General features: G+C 70.3%; 11 protein-coding genes. 3 read left to right on the top strand and 8 right to left on the bottom strand.

All coding sequences use genetic code 11. The annotated features are described in order from the left end of the window. Positions 1-838 precede the first annotated feature (838 nt). On the bottom strand, positions 839-1,048 hold the full coding sequence (locus tag ACFFIA_RS39170) for a DUF397 domain-containing protein (protein WP_377261532.1): 210 nt from the start codon (positions 1,046-1,048) through the stop codon (positions 839-841). A 34-nt stretch (positions 1,049-1,082) separates the two neighbouring features. After that, positions 1,083-1,934 (bottom strand): helix-turn-helix domain-containing protein, encoded by an 852-nt coding sequence (locus ACFFIA_RS39165; RefSeq protein WP_377261530.1) that lies wholly within the window; start codon positions 1,932-1,934, stop codon positions 1,083-1,085. A 157-nt stretch (positions 1,935-2,091) separates the two neighbouring features. Between ACFFIA_RS39165 and ACFFIA_RS39160 the strand changes: the two genes are divergently transcribed. Further along, positions 2,092-2,400, top strand: a complete 309-nt coding sequence (locus ACFFIA_RS39160; RefSeq protein ID WP_377261527.1) for a hypothetical protein — start codon at positions 2,092-2,094, stop codon at positions 2,398-2,400. Between the two features lie 140 nt (positions 2,401-2,540). Then, the gene (locus ACFFIA_RS39155; RefSeq protein WP_377261524.1) at positions 2,541-2,696 is read left to right on the top strand and encodes a hypothetical protein; all 156 of its coding nucleotides are present in this window, start codon (positions 2,541-2,543) and stop codon (positions 2,694-2,696) included. A 147-nt stretch (positions 2,697-2,843) separates the two neighbouring features. Here ACFFIA_RS39155 and ahcY read toward each other — a convergent pair whose 3' ends face one another. The 6 genes from ahcY to ACFFIA_RS39125 all read right to left on the bottom strand — a co-directional run bounded on the left by ahcY (position 2,844) and on the right by ACFFIA_RS39125 (position 8,988). Next, positions 2,844-4,346: an adenosylhomocysteinase gene (gene ahcY, locus ACFFIA_RS39150; protein WP_377261521.1), complete on the bottom strand. Its 1,503-nt coding sequence runs from the start codon at positions 4,344-4,346 to the stop codon at positions 2,844-2,846. Positions 4,347-4,720: 374 nt separating this feature from the next. Further along, positions 4,721-5,818 (bottom strand): mannose-6-phosphate isomerase, class I, encoded by a 1,098-nt coding sequence (gene manA, locus ACFFIA_RS39145; RefSeq protein WP_377261518.1) that lies wholly within the window; start codon positions 5,816-5,818, stop codon positions 4,721-4,723. A 4-nt stretch (positions 5,819-5,822) separates the two neighbouring features. Next, entirely contained in the window at positions 5,823-6,770 is a 948-nt protein-coding gene (locus tag ACFFIA_RS39140; protein WP_377261516.1) for a cation diffusion facilitator family transporter, read from the bottom strand. A 55-nt stretch (positions 6,771-6,825) separates the two neighbouring features. After that, a complete protein-coding gene (locus tag ACFFIA_RS39135) occupies positions 6,826-8,010 on the bottom strand; it encodes an SIS domain-containing protein (RefSeq protein WP_377261513.1) in 1,185 nt (394 codons plus the stop codon). Next, the gene (locus tag ACFFIA_RS39130) at positions 8,007-8,189 is read right to left on the bottom strand and encodes a Trm112 family protein (RefSeq protein WP_377261510.1); all 183 of its coding nucleotides are present in this window, start codon (positions 8,187-8,189) and stop codon (positions 8,007-8,009) included. Before ACFFIA_RS39130 ends, ACFFIA_RS39135 begins: the two co-directional genes overlap by 4 nt. Positions 8,190-8,229: 40 nt before the next feature. Next, positions 8,230-8,988: an HAD-IIB family hydrolase gene (locus tag ACFFIA_RS39125; RefSeq protein ID WP_377261508.1), complete on the bottom strand. Its 759-nt coding sequence runs from the start codon at positions 8,986-8,988 to the stop codon at positions 8,230-8,232. Between the two features lie 82 nt (positions 8,989-9,070). Between ACFFIA_RS39125 and pgm the strand changes: the two genes are divergently transcribed. After that, positions 9,071-10,726 (top strand): phosphoglucomutase (alpha-D-glucose-1,6-bisphosphate-dependent), encoded by a 1,656-nt coding sequence (gene pgm, locus ACFFIA_RS39120; protein WP_377261506.1) that lies wholly within the window; start codon positions 9,071-9,073, stop codon positions 10,724-10,726. Positions 10,727-10,779: the final 53 nt, after the last annotated feature.

The raw sequence follows: 10,779 nt of genomic DNA, 5'->3' as shown, positions 1-10,779 counted from the left end.
TCGGTCGTGGTCAGTGATCTGTTCGGGGTGTCGGGCCGGGCGATGATGGCCGCGTTGTTCGAGTTAGACGTTCCGCGCCGGCTGTGCGGGGACGGGGCATGGGGGTCGCGGGCGGCCCGCGCGGCCCGCTGCCGGGCGGTACACGAGGCGACGAGCCGTCCGGCGACCGTCCCCGTGGCCGATCGGTCCAATGTGGATGCGGTGAGCGGCGGGTTGGGGCGATCCGGTGTCTCATTCCCCCGCCGCGCCTGCCGCTCGGCCTGGGCGGAGGCGGTGGGTCGGGATCGGTGTTGAAGAAGCTGTCGAGCTGGGCGCACCGGTGCGCCCAACCCGGACGGATGCCGGGTCCGGCCGGTTGCGCCGCGTACGCGCCCCCTCCGCAACTGTCCCGCAGCCCAAGCGCCCCGCCGGAAGCACGCCAGGACCCGAAGCTAGAGAGGTTCCGGGGTTGACATCTGAGTGGATCGCGCAGCGTCCGCGCGCGTCGGACTAGCGGTAGATGCTCGTGTCCACACCGGTCCGTGTTGCCGCGCCGCCCCGGGCCTGGTCGCTTCGAAGAGGGCTATGTCAGGGACATATCCCCTTCAAACCGACCGCAAAGGGCTATGTCCCCGACAACGCCAGCGCACCCCGCCAGATCCGGCGCGGCGGGCCCACCGGACCCGGCAGCCATGCCACGGGCCGTGCGTGCGGGGTTGGGCGCGTCGGTGCGCCCAGCTCGACAGCGTCTCCAACAGACGACACCAGGTCCGAACGCGGCCTAGACTCGGGCGGCCGACCCGGAAAAATTAGCGCCCGAGGTGGCCCGATGCCGGGCCACCTCGGAACCGGACCATCGCTACGCGGTGCGGTCGAACTCCCCCGCCCTTACCGCGTCGAGGAAATCGCTCCAGGTCACGGCCTGGAACCGAAGAATCGGACCCTCGGCATCCTTGGAGTCGCGCATCGCGATACCTTCGGGCATTGCCGCGACCTCTACGCACTGGCCGTTACCCGCGCTGCGGGTGCTCTTACGCCAGTGAACCGGCGGCTTGATTGACGCAGACATTCGCGCCGTGTCCTCTCTTGAACAGCGGGAGTCGTTACTGACTGTCTTGCGCGACTCTGTTGATGAACTCGACAGACTGCTTCGGGTTGAGCGCGGCCGACCGGAGCGACTCGAAACTCATCCAGTAGCTCCGCAGCTCGTCGGCCCGGCTCCGGAACAGGCCGCCGGTCATGCCCTCGCAGTAGACGAGAGGGCGCTCGGAGTCGTTGGAAAACTCGAGGATGACGAAGGAGCCCGCCAGGGCACGGTGGGCGCCGACCGCGAAGGGCAGCACCTGGACCGTGATCATCTTTCGCTCGTTGGCCTCCGCCAGGCTGGTGAGCTGGCGGCGCATGACGCCTGGGCCACCGATCTGGCGGCGGAGGACCGCCTCGTCGAGGATGACCGACAGCTTGGGCGGCGGATCGCGCGTCAGGACCGCCTGGCGTGCCATCCGCACAGCCACTCGCTGGCCGTGCACCTCGTCGTCCTCGTAGATGCCGTCGGCCTGGATCACGGCGCTGGCATACTCGGCGGTCTGCAACAGGCCGGGCACGATCTGTGCCTCGTAGTTGAAAATGCCGACCGCCTCGGCCTCGAAGCCAATGTATGTCTCGTAGGCGTTTGGCAGCACGTCACCGTATGCCTCCCACCACGCTCGCTGCCGGGCCTGCCCCGCGAGCGCCCGGATTCGTGCTCGGGCGTCCTCGGCGACGGCGTACGCCTCGAGCAACCGGTCCAGGTCTTTGGCCCGGATGCCTGTGTGGGCGGTCTCGATGCGACTCAGCTTGGATTCTGACCAGCCGAGCTCAGCGGCCACGTCCGCCACCGTGCGACCGGCACGCAAACGGCGCAACTCGGCGCCCAGCTGCCGTCGCAGAGTCGTCGGACTTGGCTTCACTGCCATCGCGCATACCGTAACGCAAGATGGACAACGGGGTTGCAACAGGATGGCATCAGGTGCACTTGCATCTCCTGGCTGCGAGATGCACTCTGAGGAACGTAGGACGACAACGACGTCGACGAGCAGCCACCGAGTCCCACGAAGGCCAAGGGGGGCAGCTGTGTTGGACGAGAAGACAACAGTCCCTGATGTCCCAGAGCTGCCGTGGCAGTTGCGCCTCGGCTTGGTGTATGTCGACGAGAAGCCGACCGTGTTCGCACTCTACCGCCGCGACGAAAGTGGCACGGGCGGGCACGTCGTCGCCTGGTTGATGGCTCTCCCCGGCGACGAGGCGGTGCTGATCCCCATCGGCGAGACGCCCAGCCGCCCGATCGTCACGACGCTCGAGCTGGTGCAGCGACGGTGGCTTCGATTGCTCGAGTCGGAACTTGTACAGGTTATGGGTCCGCAGGCACAGCACATGCTCTGATCGGATCAGCAGGGACTGGAGGGCGGGCCAGGTGGCGGCAAACACCTGGCCCGCCGCTCCTTGTCCAGCCACAAACCAGGCCACGCGAGGCCGAGAAGGAGCACGTCTCACGACCACCGTGAGGCAGTACCGTTGCCGGCGTGAAGGTGCTTTTTCCGTGGCTCGCCGTCCTCGCGGTGGTCCTGCTGCTCGACGCCCTGCACCTCAGCTTCCTCGCCACCGCGGTCGCCGTGAGCTGGCTGGTCTACTGCATCTGGACCTGGGTCCGCCCCCGAAACCGCGACCGCGCCCGCTGACCCACCGAAAGCACCACCAAGCGACCGCGCCCGCTGACCCGACCGGAGGCATCGCAGAGCGGCGCGCCCGCTGGCAGCACCCAAGCGCGAAAGCAAGCCGGGCCGACCGGGGAGACCCCAGCCGGCCCGGAGGCGAGCGTCAGCGGCTCAGTACCGGTAGTGCTCCGACTTGTACGGACCCTCGACCGGCACGCCGAGGTAGGCGGCCTGCTCCTTGGAGAGCTCGGTCAGCTTGGCGCCCAACGCGTCCAGGTGCAGGCGGGCGACCTTCTCGTCCAGGTGCTTCGGCAGCGTGTAGACGCCGAGCGGGTACTGGTCGGTCTTCGTGAACAGCTCGATCTGCGCGATCGTCTGGTTGGAGAACGAGTTGGACATCACGAAGGACGGGTGGCCCGTCGCGTTGCCCAGGTTGAGCAGCCGGCCCTCGGAGAGCACGATGATCGAGTGGCCGTCGGCGAAGCGCCACTCGTCGACCTGCGGCTTGATGTTGATCCGCTCGACGTCGTCGCGCTTGGCGAGCCCGGCCATGTCGATCTCGTTGTCGAAGTGGCCGATGTTGCCCACGATCGCCTGGTGCTTCATCCGGGCCATGTGCTCGTTGGTGATGACGTCGAAGCAGCCGGTGGCGGTGATGAAGATGTCGGCGGTCTCCACCACGTCTTCGAGCGTGGCGACCTGGTAGCCGTCCATCGCCGCCTGGAGCGCGCAGATCGGGTCGACCTCGGTCACGATGACCCGGGCGCCCTGGCCGCGCAGCGACTCGGCGCAGCCCTTGCCCACGTCGCCGTAGCCGGCGACCACCGCGACCTTGCCACCGATCAGCACGTCGGTGGCGCGGTTGATGCCGTCGATGAGCGAGTGGCGGCAGCCGTACTTGTTGTCGAACTTGCTCTTGGTCACCGCGTCGTTGACGTTGATCGCCGGGAAGAGCAGCGTGCCGGCGTTCTGCATCTCGTACAGCCGGTGCACGCCCGTCGTGGTCTCCTCGGTGACGCCCTTGATGCTGGCGGCGACCCGGGTCCAGCGCTGGCTGTCCTCCGTGAGCGAGCGCTGGAGCACGCCGAGGATGACCGCGAACTCCTCGCTGTCGGCGGTCTCCGGCGACGGCACCGCGCCGGCCTTCTCGAACTCGGCGCCCTTGTGCACCAGCAGCGTGGCGTCGCCACCGTCGTCGAGGATCATGTTGGGGCCACCGCGGGCAGAGTCGTCGGGCCACAGCAGCACCTGCTCGGTGCACCACCAGTACTCGGCGAGGGTCTCGCCCTTCCAGGCGTACACCGGCACGCCGGCCGGAGCCTCGGGCGTGCCGGTGGGGCCGACGACGACGGCCGCGGCGGCGTGGTCCTGCGTGGAGAAGATGTTGCACGAGGCCCAGCGGACCTCGGCGCCCAGCGCGACCAGCGTCTCGATCAGCACGGCGGTCTGGATCGTCATGTGCAGCGAACCGGTCACCCGAGCGCCGGCCAAGGGCTGCGCGTCGGCGTACTCCCGCCGCAGCGCCATCAGCCCGGGCATCTCGTGCTCCGCGAGCTGAATCTCCTTACGACCGAACCCGGCCAACGACAGATCCGCAACCTTGAAGTCGCCCTCGGCGACGGTGCGCGGGCGGGCCGCGGCCGACGCGTCCGGCGCCGGCAGAGTGCTGGTCATAAAAGCTCCTGTCGAACGCGTCCGTTGCAACGACCAACCACCATACGCGGGCGTTGTTGACCATATGTAGACGGCTCGGATAGGCGCAGCTGACCGGCACTGTGCCCAAATAGCGCGCGGGGCGGCGGGTCATGAGCGGGTCTTCCGCTCAACTCCCACCGCCCCGCGCATCCCCCCGGTTTGGTTCCCCCGCGCGTGACTCGGACCTTCGTCGCGATAACGCTGCGTGGTTATAGCGTTACATTGCGCTATAGCCGTGTCAAGCAAATCCGGAAATTTCTTGATCTGTGTGTCTGTGCGCATGGCGCAAACGCCCAGCTCAGGGCAGAAACCTCCCAGAGGACACGGGGCGCAAGGGCCCTACCAGGCCAAACCTACGCCGGTACCGACGCGAGGTACGCCTCTCCCGCTCCGGAGAACGTGACCGGGGCCGGTCCGGCGCCCCCGAACGCAGCCTCGCCACCGCTCAGCTCCACCGCGCCGTCGCCGTCGCCGACAGTCACCGCGCCGGTCATGCAGAGCGCCACACGCGGGCCGGGCGCGGCCAACTCGACCGAGCCGCCCTCCGGCCGTACGCGGTGCAGGGCGAACTCGGCCACCGGCACCGGCCAGGTCACGACGCCGGGCGCGACCGGCTCCGGGCGTACGACCGGGTCGGCGAGCACCTCGAAGCGGAGCACGTGCAGCAGCTCCGGCACGTCGACGTGTTTGGGCGTCAGCCCGCCGCGAAGCACGTTGTCGCTGGCCGCCATGATCTCGACACCGGTGCCGAGCAGGTAGGCGTGCAGGTTGCCCGCCGGCATCCAGATCGCCTCGCCCGGCGCGAGCGTCACGTGGTTGAGCAGCAGCGCCACCAGTACCCCCGGATCTCCCGGATAGTCGGCGGCGAGCCGGCGGACCAGCTCGGGCGCGCGCGGCGCCGCGGCGGCCTGGTCGACGGAGGCGGACGGCAGCGCGAGAAGCTCGCCCACGGCGTCTCGCAGACCGCCCCCGGCGAGTGCGGCGACGGCCGGCTCGAGCGCCGGCGTATCCAGAGTGGACAGTGCGGCCGCCGACGCCGCCGGGTCGCGAAACCCGCACAGTGCTTCGAATTCCGAGACCGCGACCAGCAGCTCGGGCTTGTGGTAGCCGTCGACGTAGCCCGGATGCCCAAGCGCGAACCGCTCCCGAGCCCGCTCCGCGTCGGGATGTGCCTGTAGCGAGAGCGGCGCGGCGGCGGCCAGCACCTTGAGCAGGTACGGCAGCCGTGGCCCGAAGCGCGCCACGGCCTCACCGCCGAGCAGGCGCTCCGGCTCGGCGGTGATCAGGTCGGCCAGGCTGGCACCGCCGACAGTGGACGGGTCGCCGGGGTGGGCGCCCAGCCACAGCTCCGCTTCCGGGCTGTCGCTGGGCACCGGCCGCCCCTGCAACTTGGCGATCGCGGTGCGCGAGCCCCAGGCGTATGGCCGGATGCGACCGGAGAGGCGCCGCACGCCGTCAGCTCGTCGCGGGCGTCGGCTCCGCCGCCGCCGGGACGTGGTAGATGTCGGGCTCCAGGTAGATGACGCGGGCGATCGGCACCGCCTCGCGGATGCGGGATTCGGTGGAGTTGATGAGCCGGGCGATGTCTTCGGCACTCTCGTGCCCGTGCACCGCGATCTTCGCGGCGACCAGCAGCTCCTCCGGGCCGAGGTGCAGGGTCTTCATGTGGATGATCCGCTCGACCTCGGGCCCCGCGGTGATGGCCGCCTCGATCTTCGCCTGGTCTTCCAGCGTCGCGCTCTCGCCGAGCAGCAGGCTCTTGGTCTCCAGCGCCAGCACGATCGCGATCGTGATCAGCAGGATGCCGATCGCGGTGGTGCCGACGGCGTCCCAGGTGCCGTCACCGGTGATCAGCGTCAGGACCACGCCGAAGAGCGCGAAGATCAGACCGAGCAGCGCACCGAGGTCTTCGAGGAGGATGACGGGGAGTTCCGGCGCCCGCGCCCGCCGCACGAACTGCACCCAGCTCGCCTTGCCCCGCACGAGGTTGGACTCGACGATCGCGGTGCGAAACGAGAACGACTCCAGGATGATCGCGACCACCAGCACCGTCACCGGCACCCACTGCCACTTGTCGATGGGGTGCGGGTCGGCGAACTTGTGCCATGCCTCGTAGAGCGCGAAGAGGCCACCGACGCTGAAGAGCACGATCGACACGATGAACGCGTAGACGTAGCGCTCCCGCCCGAACCCGAAGGGGTGCTGCGGGGTGGCCTTGCGCCGCGCCTGTCGGCCGCCGAACAGCAGCAGCGCCTGGTTGCCGGAGTCGGCCACCGAGTGGATCGACTCGGCCAGCATCGACGACGACTGGGTGAGCAACCACGCGATGAACTTGGTGACCGCGATGCCCAGGTTGGCCAGCAGCGCGGCGATGATCGCTTTGGTGCCGCCGGAGGCGCTCATCGCCGTCCTCGCTTCCCGGCGTGCGGCCGCGAGAAACCAGGCCGGACTAACCCGCTCATGGGTTGCTGAGCTCCTTCATCTCGGTGACAGCCGGCACGGCCATGGGGTCGAGCCCGTGTGCGAGAGCGAGGTAGATCGAGGCGAAGTCGGGCACGGCGACGAGCGAGGCCAGCCGCTCCAGCGGCGAGCCACCCTCGGCGGTCACCACGTCGCAGCGGACACCGCGCCGCTCGGCGAGCGTCTGCACCGCGTCGGCGCGGCGCTCCTCGACCGCCACCGGCTCGTCGGTGTCCTCCTCGTTGCCGAGGCCACCGTCGCGAAGCAGCACGACCCGCAGCCGGGTCGCGTCCTGCTCGTCCTCCGGGTCGGCGAAGATGTCGCGGGACGACTCCACCAGGCCGCCGAAGACGCCGTCGAGCAGGCCCACGCGGCCCCGGCCGGCCTCGCCGAGCGCGCCGGCGACCACGGGGTAGCGGGCGTTGGCCGAGATCGTGTCGGCGAAGCGGCGGGCGGCCACGGCGGCCAGCGGCGAGGAGCCCCACACGATCGGCACCGAGCCGGCGAGCCCCAGCGCGAGCGACTTGGCCGGGTTGACGAACGACTCAGCCGTCGGGCGGCAGCGGTCGGCGTCGGCGTCGAGCCGCGCCGCGGTCTCCGCCAGGTCGGCCTCGTTGACCTTGACCAGACCGAACGTACGCGCGGCGAGCAGCACCGGCACGGTGAGCGCCCACAGGCTCGCGCGGGCCGGCGCGCGGCGCGGCACCGGGATGAACGGCGCCCGCGCGCTCTCCGCCACCGACTGGAGCAGCGAGTCGGGCGCGCCGACCGCCACCAGGCGGGCACCTCGGCGGGCGGCGGCCTCGGCGGCACCGAGCGCCTCGGGGCTGCGCCCGGAGGCGCTGACCGCGATCACCACGTCGGCCGCGCCGACCCAGCCGGGCACGCCCGCGCTGCGGTGGGCGATCACCGGCACCGGGCAGCGCGGCCCGGCGACCGTAGCCAGGATCTCGCCGGTGCGGCCGGCGGTGCCGATACCCGCGATCACGACAGCGCGGGGGCGTCCCTCGTCACCGAGCACGGCGAGGTTGGCCTCGGCGGCGAGTGCCGCCGACTCGCGCACCTGCGCGCCGGCGGAGGCGGTGGCCCGGAGCATGCCGCCCGGGTCGTTTTCCGCCATGCCGTTGGGGTCGTCCAGCAGGGCCTCGTCGACAGTGCGACGGCCACGCACGCTCGCGCTCATTTCTCGCCTTCAGGAGAACGGGCCTCGTCCAGCAGCAGTACCGGGATGCCGTCGCGCACCTCGAAGATCCGACCGCACTCGGTGCAGGTCAGGGTCTCGGCGGAGGCGTCGTACTCCAGCGGTGCGTGATGCGTGTCCGGGCACGCGAGGATTTCCAGCAACTGCGCGTCCAGGGACACCGAAGGGCTCCTTCCAAGACCTCGCGGGGCTGTGATGATCCTAGACGTCTCCGGGTGCGCTGGCCGGCAGCGTCGTGAGCAGCCGCTCGACGTAGTCGGCGGTGTCCTGCCACCGGGTTACCGCCTGGCACCGGATACCCATCGCCTTGACCGGGTAGTCGTTGCCGCCCACGTCGAGGCGGTCGCCGACGAAGAGCACGTCGTCGGTGGCGAGGCTGAGGTGCTCCAGCAGCTTGCCCATCCCGTACGCCTTGTCGACGCCCTTCTTGGTCACGTCGACCGATGTGGAGCCGCCGCTGCGCACCTCCAGGTCGGGCAGGCGGGCGGCCGCGTAGTCGCGCAGCGCCGCCTTCTTGGCGCCGTCGGGGTCCCACGCGTACTTCGCGCCGACGGGAGCCCGCTGCCCCAGCGCGGAGAAGGTCACCTGGCTGCCGCGGTCTTCGATGATGTCGCCCCACGGCTCCGGCTCCCAGATGCCGAGCGCCTTCGCCCCCTCGATCAACACCGAGACGACGCGCTGTTTGGCCTCCTCGGTGAGATCCTCGGCGTACACAAGGCCCCAGTCACCGTCGAGCCACCGGTAGTAGCGCGTGCCGCAGGTGGGCATCAGGTGCAGCCGCTCACGGGCCTCGGTCTCGACGTCGAGGTGGCGCAGCACCTGGGTCTCGAACTGCTCGAACCGCCCGCCGGAGATGATGCAGACGTCGACCTGGGCCAGCAGCTCAGCCAGCAGTTTCGCCATCCGGTCGTCGATCTGAGACTTCGACACCGCGAGCGTGTCGTCGAGGTCGAAGGCCACGACTCGAATGTTCCCCGCCAACAGACGCCTCCCACGCGACTACGATCGAACCCGCTTCCCCAACTTCCCGAGAGGATACGTCGTGTCCGATAGCGCCCGGCTTCACCCTCGTGCCGGCCAGGTCGCCGAGGCGGGCGACCTCGTCGATGTCCCCCACCTCGTCTCCGCGTACTACACCGGCAAACCGGATGTGGCCGAGGCTGGGCAGCGGGTCGGGTTCGGCACCTCGGGGCATCGCGGATCGAGCCTCAAGCTGGCCTTCAACGAAGACCACGTGGTCGCGATGAGCCAGGCCATCTGCGAGTACCGGGCCGAACGTGGCATCGACGGCCCCCTCTACCTGGCCCGCGACACGCACGCGCTCTCCGAGCCGGCGCTGCTCAGCGCGCTGGAGGTGTTCGCGGCCAACGGCGTGCGCGTGCGGCTCGACAGCCGCGACGGCTACACGCCCACGCCGGCGGTGTCACACGCGATCCTCACGTACAACCGGGGGCGCACCGGCGGGCTCGCCGACGGGGTCGTCGTCACGCCCTCGCACAACCCCCCGCCGGACGGCGGCTTCAAGTACAACCCGCCATCGGGCGGGCCGGCCGGCACCGATGTCACCAAGGTGATCGAAGACCGGGCGAACGCCCTGCTGGAGAGCGGGCTCAAGGAGGTCCGGCGGGTCACTGTCGCGCGGGCGCGGGCGGCCGAGACCACCGAGGGGTACGACTTCGTCGGCGCCTACGTCGGCGACCTGCCGAGCGTCGTCGACCTCGACGCGATCCGGGCGGCCGGGGTGCGGATCGGCGCCGACCCGCTGGGCGGGGCCAGCGTGGCGTACTGGGACGAGATCGCCAGCCGCCACGGGCTCGAACTGACGGTGGTCAACCCGCGGGTCGACCCGGCGTGGGGGTTCATGACGCTCGACTGGGACGGCAAGATCCGCATGGACTGCTCGTCGCCGCACGCGATGGCGTCGCTGATCGCGCAGCGCTCGGCCTACCAGGTGGCCACCGGAAACGACGCGGACGCCGACCGCCACGGCGTCGTCACGCCCGACGGCGGCCTGATGAACCCCAACCACTACCTGGCGGTCGCGATCGACTACCTCTTCCGGCACCGCCCCGACTGGGCCGCGGACGCCGCGGTGGGCAAGACGCTGGTCTCCTCCTCGATGATCGACCGGGTCGCCGGCGACCTCGGGCGGCGGCTGATGGAGGTGCCGGTCGGCTTCAAGTGGTTCGTCGACGGGCTGGTCGACGGCTCGGTCGGCTTCGGCGGCGAGGAGAGCGCCGGCGCCTCGTTCCTGCGCCGCGACGGCTCGGTGTGGACCACCGACAAGGACGGCATCATCCTCTGCCTGCTGGCCGCCGAGATCATCGCGGTCACCGGCCGGTCTCCCAGCCAGCGGTACGCCGAGCTGACCGAGCGCTTCGGCGCCCCCGCCTACGCCCGGATCGACGCACCGGCCAGCCGCGCGGAGAAGGCGGTGCTCGCCAAGCTCTCCGCCGAGCAGGTCACCGCGAGCGAGCTGGCCGGCGACCCGATCACGGCCGTGCTCTCCAAGGCCCCCGGCAACGACGCGCCGATCGGCGGCGTGAAGATCGTGACCGGGTCGGGCTGGCTGGCCGCCCGCCCATCCGGCACCGAAGACGTCTACAAGCTGTACGCGGAGTCGTTCAAGGGCCCGGAGCACCTGGCCCAGCTCCAGGAGGAGGGCCAGGCGCTCGTCTCGTCCGCACTCAAGGGCTAACTCGAAAATCGACGGTGACCGGACGCGCGGCAGCGTCCCGCGTCGCGAAGCGG

The organism is Phytohabitans kaempferiae, from assembly GCF_042433955.1.
Classification (GTDB): Bacteria; Actinomycetota; Actinomycetes; order Mycobacteriales; family Micromonosporaceae; genus Phytohabitans; species Phytohabitans kaempferiae.
This window is presented reverse-complemented; position numbering and strand designations above follow the sequence as displayed.